Genomic DNA, 19,021 nt, shown 5'->3' on the forward strand with positions numbered 1-19,021 from the left:
ATCTATGGCCGGAGCCTGCAAGAGATAAGCTAAACAATAACAGCATCATCATCAGCATCGCTGATGTGAGTGGGAAGTTTTTCGTCATGAAAATTCAGTCTTTTTATTACACCCGCAAAGGTCTCGAAGAAGTGTTAAGCAAAGATGAAGACATGCACAAGAGTCCGTTAAGAAAAGATGAAGCATATGCTTCGCCTCTTTTACCCTTCACTGTGGACTGTGCATTGAGGAGCTTACATGGGGTAAAATACTGTTTTATAGCGCATATAAGCGTGTACTATAATGATACATCCCGCATTCTTTATATATTTGTATCAATGAAGGAATTTATCATCACAGAGGCTCGCACCGAACAGGCTGTGCTCGTAGGCCTCATCACTCCTACTCAGAGTGAGGCACAAGTAAAAGAGTACCTTGACGAACTTGCTTTCTTATCTGAAACAGCAGGTGTAGAGCCTGTGCTAAGGGTAACGCAAAGGCTTGACAAGCCGCATAGCGTCACCTTTGTAGGTAAAGGGAAGTTGGAAGAAATCAAGAGTTATGTTGAGGAAAAAGAAATAGGAATTGTGATATTCGATGACGAATTATCACCCAAACAGCTACGCAATATAGAGCAGGAACTCAAGGTAAAGATACTCGATCGTACCAGTCTCATTCTGGATATCTTTGCTTCCAGAGCACAGACTGCTCATGCTAAGACCCAAGTAGAACTGGCACAATATCAGTATATGTTACCCCGACTCACGCGTCTTTGGACCCACCTCGAACGCCAGCGTGGAGGTGTAGGGATGAGAGGTCCCGGAGAAACTCAGCTGGAGACGGACCGCCGTATTATCTTGGACAAGATATCACTCCTCAAGGATCAGCTCCGAAGCATCGATCGTCAGATGTCTGTACAGCGCAAAAACAGGGGTAAGATGGTTAGGGTAGCCCTCGTTGGTTATACCAATGTGGGTAAGTCCACCCTCATGAATCTTATGGCTAAGAGCGATGTTTTCGCCGAGAACAAACTTTTTGCCACGCTCGATACCACCGTGCGTAAGGTGATCATACACAATCTGCCGTTTCTGCTTAGTGATACGGTAGGGTTTATTCGCAAGCTTCCCACTCAGCTCATCGAGTCATTCAAGAGTACTCTGGATGAAGTGCGGGAGGCCGACTTGCTGGTACATGTCGTGGATGTGTCGCATCCCAACTTCGAAGAGCAGATCGAAGTGGTGAATACAACCTTGCGTGAGATCAATGGTAATGAGGATACTCCTCAACTTCTGGTGTTCAATAAGCTGGATGCCTTTAGTTTTAATCCCAAGGATGAAGACGACCTTACCCCCAAGACACGTGAGAATGTCAGTGCAGAGGAACTCATGGATACGTGGATGGCAAAGATGGGTGATGACTGCATGTTTATTTCTGCCAAAACAGGTGAGGGTGTGGAGCATCTCAAAGATGTTCTTTACGAGCGTGTAAAGCAGATTCATGTAACGAGATTCCCTTACAACGATTTTCTCTTTCAGGATTATTCTCATCTCAATGAGGAATGATGTAGTTTGAATGTTGAATTTTATCGAACATGTATTATGGTAAAAAAATGTATGTCTATGCTGGCAACGTTGTTCCTATTAGGACTCACGGCTTGCTCACAAAACAATCATGCTAATAGTATAGCGGCATCTGCCGATTCCGTACCTGCCGAGCAGGTATCACAAGCACCCTATACCAATTTAGAGGTAAGGGACTTTGTGAAACTCATCGGAGACACTCAGGTGCAACTCGTGGATGTACGCACCCCTGCCGAGTTTGCTGAGGGGCATATCGACAAAGCCCGTATGATAGACTTCAAGGCTCCTGATTTTTTGTCAAAAGCTTTAGAAACATTGTCTAAGGATCGTCCCGTAGCCGTCTACTGCCGTTCAGGGGCACGTAGTGCCAAGGCTGCACGCCTGCTCTCTGAGCATGGGTATACCGTGTATAACATGCTTGGCGGGTACAAGGCATATCAAAGCTATATGGCAGGAGAAGGAAAGAAATAACTTTTCAGGCGTTACTCCCACGGAGATAGATGCTCTAAATACATCTGATCTCCCTCTCCCAAAAACGAAGGCGAGGCTGTGCAGCAATGATGCACATGGCTTCGCCTCTTTTATTGCATGCACGGGATGAGTGCGTAGGGTATAGGTTATTATTGAGACTGTTGCAAAAGTCAACAGTCTTGTGGATTTTGGAGGCAAAGCCGACAAAAGACACTTTGACCGGGCAGAGAGGGTAAAGTGCAAGGCGCTAAGAGTGAGTGCACAGGGAGTTTACTTCAGGTAAATGACCAAGCGCGAATCTCGCAAGCAACTAAGCAATTTGCCTGCTATGCAACGGTCTCTATTGTTGTAATGCTGACCACTTCAGGCTGTCGAGGCCCTGGACATACTGAGTACTTTGCGACTGAGAAAATGCTGCATCACACTGCGCATTCCCAAATAACAGATGAAAGCCAGCCAAAGAGCTCCCTCGCCCAAAAGATTGCGGGTGCTGAAATAAATAATAAAATAGATTACGAATGCTGCTGTCATAGTCTGGCGCAACTCTTTCGATGCTGTGGCTCCCACAAAGATGCCGTCCCATAAGAATGCACCGAAAGATACTATCGGTATAAGTGCTGCCCAGTATGCCGATCCTATCGCATGTGCCACCACTTGTGGCTCATTGCTGAAAATGCGTATTATTGTTTCCGGGAAAAATAAGTAGATCAAGGAAGCTAATACGGACAATGCCCATCCTATACGAAACAGTTGTCTCACCATGATGTGCAACTCCCGGGGCTTGCGATGTCCCAGATAACGTCCCGTAAGGGCTTCGCCGGCGTAAGCAAAACCATCCATGAAGTAAGAAAAGAGGGTGAATAGTTGCATCAGGAGTGCATTGGCAGCCACAGTAACTTCACCGGAATAGCTCGATGCCCAAGTGAAAAAAAGCGTTACACTGCCCAGCATGGCAGTTCGGAGAAAAAGGTCGCGCCCCGTGCGCAAGTAGTCGCCATACCCCCGTGTATCTTTGAGCTGGGATAGTTGCATGAAGCGCAGGATACGCCCGAAACGAAGACGTGCGTAAAGAATGAGCATTCCCAACGCTGCATACTGCGCTATCACCGTGCCTATAGCCAATCCCGGAATGCCCAGTTGCATCACTTTGACAAAGTATAAACTAAGGGTAATATTGATGATGTTGGATGTAATGGCGACGATCATGGGGATACGTGTATTTTGCATACCTACGTACCAACCATTGAATACATACATCATCAGTGCTGCCGGTGCTCCCATAAAAGCAATGCTCAGATATCTCTGAGCCTCGCCACTGATAGTATCACGCCCTGCACTCAGCAGGTAAGAAAAGTGATAAAGCAGAGGGCGCGCAGCTATAATAATAATGGCGGCCAGTAACCCTAGTGATATACCACGAGCCAGTTGCAAGGTTATGGCTTTGACGTCGGATCTGCCGAAAGCCTGGGCTGTGTAACCGGTAGTCCCCATGCGTAGGAAGGCAAACAGCCAATAAACAAAGTTGACCACACCGCCCGCTACTGCCACCGCGCCTATGGCTCCGGCTGTGCCCATGCGCCCTGCCAAAGAGATATCTACAATAGATAGCAGAGGTACGGTAATATTGGATATGATATTAGGTACAGCTAAGTTGAGTATTCGCCTTGTCATCTTCATACTCACAAAGGTAGTAAAAACACACTCGATATTAGAGACTGTTGCAAAAGTCAACAGTCTCCTGGATTTTGGAGGCAAAGCCGACAAAAGACACTTTGACCGGGCAGAGAAGGTAAAGTGCAAGGCGCTAAGAGTGATTGCACAGGGAGTTTACTTCCGGTAAATGACCAAGCGCGAATCTCGCAAGCAACGAAGCAATTTGCCTGCTATGCAACGGTCTCTATTAGAGTAGCCTCGTGGTACTATGTAGCCCTGTTCATAGTAAAGCTACAAGTGTGTCGAGCCTGATCTTGAAAAAAAATTGCTTCACCTCTTGACAAAGGGGGGTACGATGTTGTACCTTTATGGCTGTAGTGTTTATTTTATACCCTGATTATGTACTTATTTATAACGTGGTGCAAATGAAAGCTAATACAACTAATGACTTGATACTCTATTTCGGTGAATATTTATACCCCCGGAAGTCTTGTGTGGATGTATACACCCCAAAGGTTACATTTTGTCAATACCGACGATAAAAAAGAAAATATCATTTTGTCATTCAGGGAGTAGTTGCATACCTATTACTTTACCATACCACCGCATGCAGAGGTCATGACTCTGTATGCGGTTTTTTTGTTTTGTAGCTCTAAATCTGTTTTTATTACAGCTAAAACACAATCGTGTTTTAACTAAAATGACTCCATGTTACAACTAAAACGTTGTGGTATCTTAACTAAAATGTTTTTGTGTTATAACTAAAATACCCTTTAGTTACAATTAAAACGCAGAAGTCCCACTTCCCACACCCGAAAATCTTGTAGAAAAGTAGCCCAAGTGCCTCAAATTCGATTGGGGTGTCGAAGCTCTTTGTAAGTAAATGTGTTTGTTTTTCTGTCAATTTGCGTCATATATGCTTGGTTTGTATTGCATATTGTAATGCGGTTTCGCTTGGTTTATAAACATAAATGCTTTATTCGGACTCCTCTGATTATGATTAATTTAAATCTCTGATAGGGTAGTTAGCTATAAAGTTTATATCCCCGTTATTGTCAGATTAGTTGTTTTATTATACGGTAGTATTTTATTGATACAAAGAGTGTTAATTTGGAGCCGTTATTGCTTTCTAAATAATAATTTTTATATTCGTGGCGAAAAATATTCTGAACTATACCATACTCTATTGTTGCTGTTTTCAAGACTGCCATGCGTCGGCTCCTGTTGCCGATGAGTTTCTTAATTATCTATAAACGATAATCGATAACTATAAATACTTATTATTAATACCCTGAAGTTTTGTTTATGAAAAAAAGTATTCTTTTTTGCTTACTGATTGCATCAGCTCTATTCATCGCCTGCACATCGGGATGCCGTAAGGACGAGCCTTATCAAACTAAACAGTTTACCATAGCATCACTAAAACTAATTCTTCATTTCAACGAGGGTGTTACAGATCTTTATTACGTCAAGTATGATCATTCTGACCATTGGAATGCCCTCCCTTACAGTATACAAGGATTTCACAAAAAGACTCGAACGTTCCAGGAAAAATGCAGCTCTATCATGAGCTTACCTTCATCATGAGGCTGTCAAGTAATATGCGCTAAAGGCTGTAATGGGGGAGTTTAATAAAATATTTTTACGGATTGAGCATGCTATGATTATAGCAAATCTCGTTTGGTCGAGCTCCTCCATCATACTATTGTAAATAGTTATTTTAGGTTTATCGATAATATATATTTTGAAACAGGATATTTGAGGTTCGGGGCTACACTTACAAAACCCAAAAAGGTTTGTCGTAAACATATCAGGATTGATATTAGTGGTACTGACCATATTATATAAGGGTATGGCGTTTGATTAGATTTAATTGATATTTTATTCTGATGCCTCGTTGGGCATAAAGAGAAAGGGAGTTGCATGAGGCAACTCCCTTTCTTTGTTTGTAAGCGTTATTACTATTTCACTTCACTACCGGGAGCGACATGCCCTTGAGGCATGATGACTTTCAATGATCCGTCAGCACTTTCTGCTGAAAGGATCATCCCGTTTGATTCTATTCCTTTGAGCTTGCGAGGCGGTAGGTTGGCTATAAAGCATACTTGTTTGCCTACCAAGTCTTCAGGGTTATAATGTTTGGCAATGCCGGATACGATAGTGCGACCGCCAAGACCATCATCGATTTTGAACTGTAGCAGTTTGTCGGCTTTGGGCACTTTGCTACACTCGAGTACGGTACCTACACGGATGTCTAACTTGAGGAACTGATCAAACTCAATATCCTCTGCTATGGGGTTGGCTTTGTGAGCTGCCAGCTCATTAGCTGCCTTTGTATCTTGCAATTTCTTTATTTGTGCCTCTATCACCTCATCTTCTATCTTCTCGAAGAGGAGCTCGGCATCGCCCAGTCGGTGTCCTGCAGGAAGTAAATCCACAGCACCCAGACGCTCCCATCCGAAAGGCTCCATGTTGAGCATCTTGAGCAACTTATCTGAACTAAAGGGCAAGAACGGCTCGAAAGCAATAGCCAGATTGGCGGTAATCTGCAATGCTACATTCATGATAGTAGCCACACGATCCATATCCGTCTTGGCAAGCTTCCATGGCTCTGTGTCTGCGAGGTATTTGTTACCGATGCGAGCCAAGTTCATGGCCTCTTTGAGCGCCTCGCGGAAGTGGAATTCGTCCAGGTTATGCTCCAGTACTTTTTTGATTTCTTTGAAGTCTTGGATGGTGGCACGGTCGTAATCGGACAGTTCTCCACAAGCGGGCACTTGGTTGTCGAAATATTTAGCTGTGAGCACCAAGGCGCGATTGACAAAGTTGCCCAGTACTGCTACCAATTCGTTGTTGTTGCGTGCCTGAAAGTCTTTCCATGTAAAATCATTGTCCTTAGTCTCAGGAGCATTAGCCGTAAGCACATATCTCAAGACGTCCTGTTTGCCGGGGAAGTCTTCCAGATACTCATGTAGCCACACAGCCCAGTTGCGACTGGTGGAGATCTTATCTCCTTCAAGATTAAGAAACTCATTGGAGGGTACATTGTCCGGTAAAATAAATGAGCCCTCTGCTTTGAGCATTGCCGGGAATACGATACAATGGAATACGATATTGTCCTTACCGATAAAATGTACTAAGCGTGTTTCAGGATCCTTCCACCAAGTCTCCCACGTATCGGGCAGTAACTCTTTGGTATTTGAGATGTATCCTATAGGGGCATCGAACCATACGTACAGCACTTTGCCCTCTGCGCCTTCTACCGGCACAGGTATACCCCAGTCGAGGTCACGACTTACTGCACGCGGCTGCAAGCCCATGTCGAGCCAGCTTTTGCATTGTCCATACACGTTGCTGCGCCACTCTTTGTGCTCGTCCAGAATCCAGTGACGGAGAAAGGGCTCATGCTTGTCAAGGGGCAGGTACCAGTGCTTGGTATCACGCATGACAGGTATGCTGCCGCTGACGGCAGACTTGGGATTGATGAGGTCTGTAGCATTGAGCGACGTACCGCAAGCTTCGCACTGGTCGCCATACGCCTTCTCGTTACCGCAGTGAGGACAAGTGCCGGTGATATAGCGATCCGCAAGGAATTGATTGGCTTCTTCATCATAATATTGACGGCTGGTCTGCTCGATAAACTCACCCTTATCATAGAGAGTACGGAAAAAGTTGCTTGCCATCTCATGATGTGTGGGGCTGGAGGTACGGCTGTAAATATCGAAGGTGATGCCAAACTCTTCAAACGATTTTTTGATAAGGAAGTGATAGCGATCCACTACATCTTGTGGTGTAGTACCCTCTTTTTTTGCTTTCAGGGCGATGGGTACGCCGTGTTCGTCTGATCCTCCTATCATGATTACATCATCTCCCTTGAGCCTCAGATACCTGGTATAGATATCTCCGGGAACATACACTCCTGCCAAGTGCCCAATGTGTACGGGGCCGTTGGCATAAGGCAAAGCTGTGGTGACAAGTGTGCGTTTGAACTTCTTTTCCATCAATTAAATAAATTTATTTGGCACAAAGGTAATGATTTGTCATTTATTGTAAGGCGGTCAACAGCCTCAATATGAAGTGAAAGATAAATTGGTGCTTTTTTGCGCATCATACAGTATGCGACGGTTCGTAAGAAAAATCTTGTACTCATCTAAAATAAAAGCAAAGGAAATGTAGCCTAAAATACAATACTTTAGGGGCTATAAGCTACAGTACATAAAATGGATGTGTTATAGAGTTGTCAGGAAGATCTAATTTGCTTACCTTTGCAACTGTTTTAATAAACAGATGTAATAATTAATATGGACGACTCAATCCCCCCGAGTAAGCAATCCGTGGCATTGCCTATCATAGCACACAAATCAGTTATCATCTCCATTTAATTATTCAGGAGGTTTTGTCTCACTTGTGTTCTCCCCGGGCAACCACAATAAAGTTTTTAGGAGATTTACCAAGTATGACAACTTTCATTGAAATGGAAGCCGGGCTCAAAATCCTGCCTGCTTTCGCAAATCGTTGCTGGGTCAATGTAGAATGCCCCGACGAAGACGACTTCAACTTCCTTACACAAGAACTTAATATCCCTGAAGAATTTCTGTCGGACATTGCAGACTTGGATGAGCGCCCGCGTACCGAGCACGAAGGTGACTGGCAGCTTACCATACTGCGTATCCCGGTAGAGAGTAATATTCAGGGAGCTCCTTACACTACTGTACCTATAGGTATCATTACCAATGAACGGGCTACGGTATCCGTTTGCTATAAAAAATCGCAGATGCTGCCCGACTTTATCAATCATATTCGTCGCAAGAGTATCAACTTCGAATCACAATCCGATTTTATCACTCGTCTCATCTATTCCTCAGCAGTTTGGTTTCTGAAATATCTCAAGATTATATATCTCGAAGTAACCACCGCAGAGAAAGCCCTCGAAAGCAGTATACGTAATGAAGACTTGCTACGCATCATGAGGTTGCAGAAATCACTGGTATACTTCAGCACCTCTATACGAGGCAATGAGGCTATGCTGGGAAGACTGCGTACGGTGAATAAAGCCCAAATAGTGGATCCCGAGCTGATAGAAGATGTGGTGATAGAGCTGAGACAGGCATATAATACGGTAAACATCTACAGCGATATCGTTACGGGTACAATGGATGCCTTTGCCAGTATCATATCCAACAATGTGAATACGATCATGAAACGTATGACTAGCTTGTCCATTGTACTCATGGTACCTACACTGATAGCGAGCTTCTACGGCATGAACGTGGATATCCATATAGGTAAAATACCTTATGCATTTGTGGGTATTGTACTCTTTTCTCTTCTACTCTCGGTATTGGCTTTTTATATTTTCAGAAAAATCAAATGGTTCTAATTTCGGTGAGGATATAAACAGTTTATTATTGGGCGCTGTTATAAAAAACAAGGAGTACTTAAAAAATAACACTAATCACAAATCGGAATTATATGGCAAAGTTCATACAAGAGTTTAAAGAATTTGCTCTCAAGGGCAATGTAATGGACATGGCTGTGGGTATCATTATTGGAGGTGCATTCGGTAAGATTGTATCTTCTATGGTCAATGATATACTGATGCCACCGCTGGGACTACTTATCGGAAATACATTTGCCGATAAGAAAACAATCCTTCACCCTGCTGTTATGGATCCTGCTACAGGAGAAGTTACCAAGGAAGCAATTACTCTCAACTGGGGTATGTTTATCCAGAATACCGTTGATTTCCTAATCATAGCTTTTGTGATATTCTTGATGATCAAAGGCATCAACAGCCTCAGAAAGAAACAGCCTGAGCCCGTGGCAGAAGCTCCCGCAGATCCTGTGGATATACAATTGCTCAAAGAAATCCGTGACGAGCTGAAGAAATCAAATCAGCAGTAAACGGTGATTATCATCTCCGAGTTGTTTCGGAGTATTGTCATCGAGCTTTTCGATGATAATTTTACAAATCAAGACTATCAGCGCATTTTGCCGGGTGTCACAGTATACCTCAAAGCAATTGCGTTGATAGTTTTCTTATTATACAGCAGATCATGAGACACAGCTCCCGGATACTTTGCACCTCATACGAGACCGTTGCATAGCAGGCCAATTGCTTCGTTGCTTGCGAGATTCTCGCTTGGTCATTTACCTGAAGTAAACTCCCTGTGCACTCACTCTTAGCGCCTTGCACTTTACCTTCTCTGCCCGGTCAAAGTGTCTTTTGTCGGCTTTGCCTCCAAAATCCACGAGACTGTTGACTTTTGCAACAGTCTCCATACAGAGACCAAACCGCAAGATAAGCAATGAGCTGTATGTGAAAATGACTATATTTGTATATTATCAATTGAAGATGGAAAATCCTTTTGACATTCGTAACGAACAGTTGAGCTCCCAAGGAGAGAAAGAGATAGAAAACGTATTGCGCCCGCTGAGCTTCGAAAGCTTTAGCGGACAAGATAAAGTGGTCGAAAACCTGGGGATCTTTGTGCAAGCAGCCAAGCTCCGTGGCGAATCACTCGACCATGTACTTTTGCATGGTCCTCCGGGGTTAGGTAAAACTACCTTGTCTAATATTATAGCTTACGAACTGGGTGTGGGTATGAAGATCACATCCGGCCCTGTATTGGACAAGCCGGGAGATTTGGCGGGGCTGCTTACGTCACTTGAGCCCAATGATGTCCTTTTTATCGACGAAATACACCGACTAAGTCCCGTGGTGGAAGAGTATCTTTACTCTGCCATGGAAGATTATCGCATAGATATTATGCTGGACAAAGGTCCCAGCGCACGATCCATACAGATAGACCTCAGCCCGTTTACATTGGTAGGAGCCACTACGCGTAGCGGATTACTCACAGCCCCGTTGCGAGCCCGTTTTGGCATCAATTTGCACTTGGAGTACTACGATGCTATCACGATAAAGAAGATTATATTGCGGTCGGCCTCAATTCTGGATGTTTTCTGTGCTGATGATGCGGCGGCAGAAATCGCAAGTAGGAGCCGGGGTACTCCACGTATTGCCAATTCCCTTTTGAGACGAGTAAGAGACTTTGCACAAGTCAAAGGTAACGGAGCTATAGATAAACCCATTGCATGTTACGCCTTGGAAGCTCTCAATATTGACCGCTACGGACTGGATCAGATAGATAATAAATTGCTCACAACCATCATAGATAAGTTTGGCGGAGGCCCTGTAGGGCTCACCACTATAGCTACAGCTTTGGGGGAAGATCCCGGTACCATAGAAGAGGTGTACGAGCCTTTCCTTATCAAAGAGGGTTTTATCAAGCGTACTCCTCGCGGACGCGAAGTAACAGAGCTTGCCTATAAGCATTTGGGAAGATCTATGCACCCATCTCAACCCACATTTTTTGATGAAATATAAAGGTTTTTCAACGGATCTGAGATGGTATCATGAGAATCAAGGAGGAAAATGCTTGGATATAATTTAAATTAAAAGTCTTTTATGGCTTCGACGATAAAGAGTTTGATGAAAGATACTGCCATATACGGATTGAGCAGTATTTTAGGACGTTTCCTCAATTGGATGTTGGTCCCTTTGCATGTTAGAGCCGTCAGTTCTACCGGTGAATATGGTATTATAAGCAATCTTTATGCATGGACTGCCATGGTGATGATAATCCTTATTTTTGGCTTGGAAACGGGTCTTTTCCGATACATCAACCAAAGCAAAGAGCCCAATAAAGTATACACCACCACTCTATGGAGTGTGGGTTTTAATGTATTGGTGTTTTTAGTACTGGGTTTGTTTTTTCTTTCTCCTATCAGTACGGCTCTGGGATATGCTGGTAACAGTGATATTGTGGCTATGTTGATGATAATAGTAGCCATGGACTCTTTTTCTGCAATACCTTTTGCTTATTTACGTTACAAAAAACGTCCCGTAAGATTCGCTCTTGTCAAATTGATCTCCATAGGCCTCACAATATTCTTCAACTGTTTCTTCTTGCTTGCATGTCCATGGTTGTTGAATCATTTTCCCGCTTCCGTCAATTGGTTTTATACTCCCGGCTATGTAATAGGATATATATTTATTGCTAATCTTATCTCCAGTGCTATGACATTGTTGCTGCTGTCTCCCCAGTTACGTCATGTGGGCAGGGTGTTTGACCTTCAATTATGGAAGAAGATGATGCATTATTCTTTCCCATTATTATTGTTGGGCATAGCAGGGAATTTCAACAAAATGGCGGATAAGATACTTTTTCCATTGCTCTTTGAAGACCGTGCCTATGCAGACCAACAGCTAGGTATCTATGCTGCGTGCTTCAAGATTGCTGTAGTAATGGTGATGTTCACGCAGGCCTTTCGCTATGCGTATGAGCCTTTTATTTTCAATAAGAAAGAAGGACACGACGCTGATGAGAGAGTTGCTTATGCATCTGCGATGAAATATTTTATTATTTCCTCGCTCTTTATTTATGTGGGGGTAATAGGATATCTGGATATTCTCAAACATTTTGTATCGTCGGCCTATTATGCAGGGCTTGCTGTAGTACCGCTCGTAATGTTCGGGGAGATGATGTTCGGGATATATTCCAACTTGTCTCTGTGGTACAAAATAACCGATAAGACTTTTTGGGGAACTATATTTTCAGTCGCAGGCTGTGCCCTTACTGTGCTTATCATTATCTTTGGAGCTCCCCGCTTCGGTTTCATGGCTTGTGCATGGGCATCTGTAATCAGTAATACATTGATTATGCTCCTGTCCTATTTTATTGGTAAGAAATACTATCATGTACCTTATGATCTGAGATCAATAGGTTTTTATGTGCTTATTGCTTCAGTTTTGGTAAGTTTGGAGCTACTGGGATGGAATTATATCCCTGACAGCATGAGCTGGCTCAGAATCATGATAAATACTTTACTTATTTTGATCATGCTTTATGTAATTATTAAGCGAGATATACCTCTCGGTCAGATATCACTACTCAGGAAAAAACAGTAAAAAGATTATGAACTCGGAAAATAATAATACTAAGGTAAGTGCAAGTGCATCTGCAAACCCGCAAGAACCCAATGTGACGTTCAAAGTTTTTTTAGAAAAGATTTTCAATCTCAATTATGATAAGGAAAATGATTTCCGTACTATAGAAACCATCAAAGCAGATGTAGATTTTCGGGGTACCAAGCTATGGATACTTATTTGTGCCATTATGATTGCATCCTTGGGGCTTAATGTAAACTCTACGGCTGTTATTATCGGTGCCATGCTTATCTCCCCTCTTATGGGCCCTATTATCGGATTCGGACTGGGATTGGGTATTTCGGACTTTGAACTGATCAAAAGGTCTCTGAGAAATCTTGCTCTTACTACGCTTTTCAGTATTCTCACCGCTACCATTTACTTCTTACTCTCCCCGTTGAGCAAAGCTCAGAGTGAGTTGCTCGCCCGTACCCAACCCACTATCTATGATGTACTCATTGCCTTTGTGGGTGGTATAGCCGGTATACTTGCCAGTAGTACTAAAACCAAAGGTAATGTAATCCCCGGCGTGGCTATTGCTACAGCTTTGATGCCTCCGTTGTGTACTGCAGGTTATGGACTGGCACAGTTGAATATGCAATTCTTCTTCGGTGCTTTTTATCTCTACATCATCAACTCGGTTTTTATCGCTTTGGCCACCTTTTTGATGGTAAGAGCTTTGAAATTTCCCCGTAAAGCAATGGTGGATAAGGCTAGAGAGCAACGTATACGCAAATTAGTCGCATTTATTGCCATTTGTACAATAGTACCAAGTATCTATTTAGGATTCAAACTTATCAAAGATAGTGTAATTGAAGACGGTGCCCATCGTTTTGTAAAAGAGAACCTCAACTTAGCAGGTACGCAGGTGATCAAAGATCAGTTGGTGACGGAGAAAGGGGCTTACAAACTTGAAGTAATACTTCTGGGGCAAACCCTGACTAAACCGTATATCGATAGCATTACAGCGCTGATGCCCAAATACGGACTGAAAGATATTCCCCTTGTGATCAAGCAGGGCTTAGAGCCCCAGACTGATTATGATGTGAGCGAACTCAAGAGTGTATTGTTGCAGGATCTGTACAATAACTCTGACAAAATCATCAAGGATCAACAGCAGAAAATAGACTCTTTGCAAAATCTTCTCAACGTTTATGGACAATACAACCGCATGATACCCGATATTAATAGCGAAGCTAAAGTAGTCTTCCCGGAAGTGAAGAAAATTACATTTGCTCCTACACCCGCTTTGGCATTAGGGCAGGATTCCGTATTGTTGGTAATTGTGAAAAAAGAAAAGAATATATCCAACAAAGACCAGACACGATTAAACGAATGGTTGAAAAATAGAACTAAAACAAAATATGTCAATATAATTTACGATAATTCAAAATAGAAACTTATGAAACACCATTTTAAAACCCTAGTACTTGGGGCTTGCCTTTTCCTTGGTTTAGGTTCTATCGCCAAAGCTGATAAAGGAATGTGGATCCTCAACGAGCTCAACAAGCAAAACATCGAAAAGATGAAGGAGTTAGGCTTCAAGCTATCAGCCGATTCTCTTTACAGTCTCAACAAACCGTCTATTGCCAATGCTGTAGTTATTTTTGGTGGAGGATGTACCGGTATCACCGTTTCCAATACGGGACTTATCTTTACCAATCACCACTGCGGCTACTCTTCTATTCAGAGTAAGAGCTCTGTAGATCATGATTATTTGCGTGATGGTTTTGTGTCACAATCAATCAATGATGAGATTCCTATCGAAGGTCTTAAAGTCAAATATCTACGTTCTGTAAAAGATGTGACCAAGGAAGTTCTTGACGCCATCAAGGACTCTAAGGATGAGATGGAACGTCTGCAAAAAGCCGGTAAAGTATGCAGCGAGATGGCTGCCAAAGAAAATGAAAAGCTGGGAAAACATGCACAGGTTATTGTAGAACCTTTCTATGCAAACAATGCCTACTACATGATTGCCTATGATGTGTTTGAAGATGTACGTATGGTATTTGCTCCTCCCAGTTCTATAGGTAAGTTCGGAGGTGACACGGACAACTGGATGTGGCCAAGACATACAGGCGACTTCTCAGTGTTTCGTGTATATGCCGACAAAGACAATAATCCGGCATCATACAATAAAGATAATAAGCCATATAAGCCTAAATATTTTGCAGCAGTAAGTATGCAGGGCTACAAACCCGGAGACTATGCTATGACTATAGGATTTCCCGGAAGTACCGAAAGATATATCCCTTCGTGGGGAGTGAAAAGCCGTATGGAGAATGAAAATGCTCCACGTATCGAAGTGCGAGGTGTAAAGCAGGAGATATGGAAAAAGGCCATGCAGGCAGATCAGGCTACACGTATTAAATATGCTTCAAAATATGCTCAGAGTGCCAACTATTGGAAAAACTCTATAGGGATGAACCGAGGTATTCAGAAGCTGGATGTTATCGGACGCAAGGAAGCGGAAGAGAGAGCTTTTGCCGATTGGGTAAAAAAAGGTAATAAATCTATGTATTCGGATGTACTGTCTTCTATGGAACAGGCATATAAAGCATCCGGACAAGGAGCCAGAGATATGGGTTATATGTACGAAGCCTTGATCGGTGGTGCAGAAATAGGACGCATCAGCCAATATGTAGATGCTATGGCTACTATGCCACAACGCCGTGCTGATCTCTTGAATTATGTAAACGAGCACAACTACAAGGACTATCTTCCTGCATTAGATAAGAAAGTATTGCCTGCTATGCTCGATCTTGTACGCAAAAAAGTTCCTGCTGACAAATTACCGGATATTTATCAGACTATTGACAAACAGTTTGGTGGTAGTACCCAAAAGTATACCGACTATTTGTTTAGCAACAGTATTGTGCCCTACAAAGAAAAAGTAAATGAGATCATGAAGAATCCGTCGGCAGATCTATCCAATTTATCCAAAACTGATCCGGGTATTATCTTTGGAAAATCTGTTCTTGCCGCTGCACGAAAATTACAGACGGAAAACGAAGCTTATGCTATGGCTATTGAAAAGGGTAATCGCTTGTACTTTGCCGGACGTCGTGAGATGGATCCCAAAAGACTTATGCCCAGCGACGCTAACTTTACAATGCGTATGAGCTATGGTTCTATCAAGGGATACGAACCTGCCGATGCTGTGACATATAGATACTACACCACAGATAAAGGTCTGCTTGAAAAGTATGACCCGAACTCAGATGAGTTTAATCTGCAAAAAGATATTCTGGATTTGGTAAAGCGTAAAGATTTCGGCAAATATGGTGTGAATGGAAATCTCAATATTGCATTCCTTTCTACCAACGACATCACAGGCGGAAACTCTGGAAGTCCTGTATTTGACAAAAACGGACGTCTCATTGGTTTGGCTTTCGATGGAAACTGGGAGGCAATGAGTGGTGATATCGAATTTGAACCTGACTTACAACGCACTATATCTGTGGATATTCGTTACGTGCTTTGGACAATAGACAAATGGGGTAAATGTCCTCGTCTTATCAAGGAGCTTAAGATGATGTAAAAAAGCATTATTGATACAAACAATGAAGCGGCTAAAGATTTTATACTCTTTAGTCGCTTTATTTTATTAAATTTATAGGAGTAATAAAGAGTGTGATAGATAATATGTTAGATCAGAGCATCCCTTATCGCTCATGCAGAGAAAAGGTGTTGCTGTGGTTTAGGAATAACATATGCAAAATGGTTTCTTATTATAAATAGTTCTTGCTAAATACCAAAACAAAATATTATTATGTCAATCGTATCAAAAATATTCAACATTCAAGGAATGATGTGCGAGGGCTGCGTATCAGCCGTCAAGAAAGTCTTGGAAGAGCAAAATGGTGTAATATCGGCACAAGTCGTTTTGGAAGCAAATACTGCTGATGTGACCTATGATGACGCAGTGACTTCTCCACACGTATTAGCTCAAAAAATCACAGAGGCCGGCTACGACTGTGATTTGTAATTAATAAATACTTATCACGCATTCGACATAGGACGGTCGTGATATATTTAATCTAATCTTTATGCGAAAAATATTTCCTGTGATAGGAATGCGCTGCGCCGCTTGTGCCGGTAATGTGGAGAAAGCTCTCTCGAAGCTTACGGGAGTGATGTCTGCCAATGTTTTATTATCGGAAAACACGGTCAATGTTCACTATGACGAGACTAAATGCAGCCAAGATGAGTTACGTGACGCCGTAAGGAAGATCGGCTTTGATATTGTAATCGAAAGTACCGGAGAAGATATCTCTGAGCAGCAAGATAAGATATACCGCCGGGAACTAAGCGGTATGAAGCGAGATCTTATTATAGCATGGGCATGTACAGTGGTTATGATGCTTATTATGTTTACATCTCATCATTCCGCTTACGTCAATTACATTATGTTTTTTCTCACCCTTCCTGTTTATTTATGGTCGGGGAGGTTGTTTCATATCAATGCCTTGCGCCAGTTACGTCATGGTATGACGTCTATGGATACTCTGGTGTCACTCAGTACCTCTATTGCATTTCTCTACAGCTTTATATTACTTATAAGTGATTCTTTGCACGGCAATCATGCTATGTATCATTTGTATTTCGATGCTTCTGCCATGATCATCGCCTTTGTATTATTGGGTAAATTCATGGAGAAGCGGTCCAATTACAATACTGGTTCTGCCATCAGGAGCCTCATTGGGCTACAGCCGCGTGAAGCCTTGCTTGTCAAGGGACGACAGGAGATATTAGTTCCCATCAGCATGCTTCAACCTGAAGATTTGATAAGAGTACGCTCAGGGGAAAGAATCCCGGTAGATGGAGAAATAAAAGAAGGAATATCCACTATAGATGAAAGCATGATCAATGGCGAGCCCTTGCCCCGTGAGAAATCCGTAGGGCAACCCGTATTTGCGGGGACAGTCAACGAAGCTAACCCTTTGCTTATCCGAACACGCTCGGTAGGACAAGATACTTTATTGGGTGGAATCATCCGCACCGTGAGGGAGTCTCAGGCAACCAAAGCTCCAATACAAAGACTAGCCGATAAGATTGCTTCCGTATTTGTTCCCGTCGTGTTGGTCATAGCTCTTCTTACTTATATCGGATGGTCGCTATGGGGTGGTGATAGTGGCACTTCATTAGGATTTGTTTTTGCTGTCTCTGTGCTTGTCATTGCATGCCCATGTGCTTTGGGATTAGCTACGCCCACTGCGCTCGTGGTAGGAATCGGTAAAGCAGCCCAAAATCATATACTGATCAAAGATGCTCTTGCCCTGGAGAGGTTAGTAAAAACAGATGTCGCTGTATTTGATAAGACCGGCACTATTACTTCGGGTACACCTGAGGTAACACACGTGTCTTACGCAGGGGATTCATCAGAAGAGCTTTTGTACAAACAACTCCTATATTCTGCTGAGCTACGGAGTACTCATCCCATGGCAAAAGCTGTGCTGGAGTATCTCAAACTGGATCAGTTGCAAACTGTAGACATCACTGATGTAAGGAATATTCCCGGTAAAGGCATCACATTTTCTTATCAGGAAGATCACTATGCCATAGGAAGTCCGTCTTTTATCAAAGAGTATATCAAATCCGAAGAGACTATGGTACTGAAGTCTTATGCCAGTGATAAAGACCGCACTTCATTGGGGAGTATATGGATGAGCCAAGAAAACAAAATCATAGCCATAGCTGATGTTACCGATAGACTCCCCTCGACCTCCATAGAAGCTATAGGCAAGCTCAAATCGATGGGTATCGGTACTATTATGCTTACCGGTGATAAGCATGAGGCAGCCCAAGCTATTGCTGATCGTATAGGAATAGAATCTTGTGTAGCCGAAGTAATGCCCGATGAAAAAAATAAATTCATCAAGGAAATGCAAAAACAAGGTAAGGTTGTTCTCATGGCCGGTGATGGCATCAATGATACAGAAGCCCTCAATCAGGCCGATATCAGCGTTGCCATGAGCGAAGGCAGTGACATTGCTATGGATGTCTCTATGATTACCATTATGCATTCTGATCTCCGCCTCATCCCTGAAGCTATTGAGCTCTCACGCCGTACTTATCGCATTATCAAGCAAAACTTATTTTGGGCTATGATTTACAACCTTATAGCTATCCCTATTGCTGCGGGAGTATTATATCCTATCAATGGTTTTGTCATGAATCCCGGCATTGCAGGTGCTGCCATGGCTCTCAGTTCTATTTCTGTGGTGACAAATAGTTTGCGTCTCAAGCGTTATCATTTCGGGTCATAACAGCTTGCCCAGACCATTCCTAATGGTTGATAAACGTTTTTTCGACTGAGTTTCAAGCCGGTGTAATGGTCTTTTAG

General features: G+C 42.8%; 14 protein-coding genes. 12 read left to right on the forward strand and 2 right to left on the reverse strand.

The genetic code is table 11. From position 1 onward, the window contains the following. The first annotated feature begins 317 nt into the window (after nt 1-317). Both hflX and VYJ22_RS02230 read left to right on the forward strand, forming a co-directional pair. Nucleotides 318-1,541: a GTPase HflX gene (gene hflX / locus VYJ22_RS02225; protein ID WP_329905553.1), complete on the forward strand. Its 1,224-nt coding sequence runs from the start codon at nt 318-320 to the stop codon at nt 1,539-1,541. 36 nt (nt 1,542-1,577) lie between these two features. Continuing rightward, entirely contained in the window at nt 1,578-2,030 is a 453-nt protein-coding gene (locus VYJ22_RS02230; protein WP_329904793.1) for a rhodanese-like domain-containing protein, read from the forward strand. Nucleotides 2,031-2,393: 363 nt separating this feature from the next. On the opposite strand, the gene VYJ22_RS02235 is transcribed toward VYJ22_RS02230, so the two are convergent. Further along, nucleotides 2,394-3,665 carry an MATE family efflux transporter gene (locus tag VYJ22_RS02235; RefSeq protein WP_329905554.1) on the reverse strand — a complete coding sequence of 424 codons (1,272 nt, stop codon included), beginning with the start codon at nt 3,663-3,665 and terminating at the stop codon, nt 2,394-2,396. On the opposite strand from VYJ22_RS02235, the gene VYJ22_RS02240 reads away from it, so the two are divergent. Continuing rightward, entirely contained in the window at nt 3,553-3,870 is a 318-nt protein-coding gene (locus VYJ22_RS02240) for a hypothetical protein (RefSeq protein WP_329905635.1), read from the forward strand. The two genes, VYJ22_RS02235 and VYJ22_RS02240, sit on opposite strands and share 113 nt — an antisense overlap. A 1,118-nt stretch (nt 3,871-4,988) precedes the next feature. Beyond that, the gene (locus tag VYJ22_RS02245) at nt 4,989-5,270 is read left to right on the forward strand and encodes a hypothetical protein (protein ID WP_329904795.1); all 282 of its coding nucleotides are present in this window, start codon (nt 4,989-4,991) and stop codon (nt 5,268-5,270) included. Nucleotides 5,271-5,644: 374 nt separating this feature from the next. Here the strand turns inward: VYJ22_RS02245 and metG are convergent, their stop codons facing one another. After that, entirely contained in the window at nt 5,645-7,684 is a 2,040-nt protein-coding gene (gene metG / locus VYJ22_RS02250; protein WP_329904796.1) for a methionine--tRNA ligase, read from the reverse strand. Nucleotides 7,685-8,139: 455 nt separating this feature from the next. On the opposite strand from metG, the gene VYJ22_RS02255 reads away from it, so the two are divergent. The 8 genes from VYJ22_RS02255 (at nt 8,140) to VYJ22_RS02290 (ending at nt 18,944) form a co-directional block, all read left to right on the forward strand. Continuing rightward, entirely contained in the window at nt 8,140-9,063 is a 924-nt protein-coding gene (locus VYJ22_RS02255; RefSeq protein WP_407989203.1) for a magnesium transporter CorA family protein, read from the forward strand. A gap of 92 nt (nt 9,064-9,155) precedes the next feature. Further along, nucleotides 9,156-9,587: a large-conductance mechanosensitive channel protein MscL gene (mscL, locus tag VYJ22_RS02260; protein WP_329904797.1), complete on the forward strand. Its 432-nt coding sequence runs from the start codon at nt 9,156-9,158 to the stop codon at nt 9,585-9,587. A gap of 451 nt (nt 9,588-10,038) precedes the next feature. Beyond that, the gene (gene ruvB / locus VYJ22_RS02265; protein ID WP_329904798.1) at nt 10,039-11,073 is read left to right on the forward strand and encodes a Holliday junction branch migration DNA helicase RuvB; all 1,035 of its coding nucleotides are present in this window, start codon (nt 10,039-10,041) and stop codon (nt 11,071-11,073) included. An 81-nt stretch (nt 11,074-11,154) separates the two neighbouring features. Then, nucleotides 11,155-12,657 (forward strand): oligosaccharide flippase family protein, encoded by a 1,503-nt coding sequence (locus tag VYJ22_RS02270; RefSeq protein ID WP_329904799.1) that lies wholly within the window; start codon nt 11,155-11,157, stop codon nt 12,655-12,657. Nucleotides 12,658-12,664: 7 nt separating this feature from the next. After that, nucleotides 12,665-14,071, forward strand: coding sequence for a TIGR00341 family protein (locus tag VYJ22_RS02275; RefSeq protein WP_329904800.1), 1,407 nt, complete (start codon nt 12,665-12,667; stop codon nt 14,069-14,071). Nucleotides 14,072-14,077: 6 nt separating this feature from the next. Next, nucleotides 14,078-16,216: a S46 family peptidase gene (locus VYJ22_RS02280; RefSeq protein WP_329904802.1), complete on the forward strand. Its 2,139-nt coding sequence runs from the start codon at nt 14,078-14,080 to the stop codon at nt 16,214-16,216. 231 nt (nt 16,217-16,447) lie between these two features. Then, nucleotides 16,448-16,663 (forward strand): heavy-metal-associated domain-containing protein, encoded by a 216-nt coding sequence (locus VYJ22_RS02285; RefSeq protein ID WP_329904803.1) that lies wholly within the window; start codon nt 16,448-16,450, stop codon nt 16,661-16,663. Nucleotides 16,664-16,724: 61 nt separating this feature from the next. Then, a complete protein-coding gene (locus VYJ22_RS02290) occupies nt 16,725-18,944 on the forward strand; it encodes a heavy metal translocating P-type ATPase (RefSeq protein WP_329904804.1) in 2,220 nt (739 codons plus the stop codon). The last annotated feature ends 77 nt before the right edge of the window (nt 18,945-19,021 follow it).

Source organism: Porphyromonas pogonae, assembly GCF_036320655.1.
Lineage (GTDB): Bacteria > Bacteroidota > Bacteroidia > Bacteroidales > Porphyromonadaceae > Porphyromonas > Porphyromonas pogonae.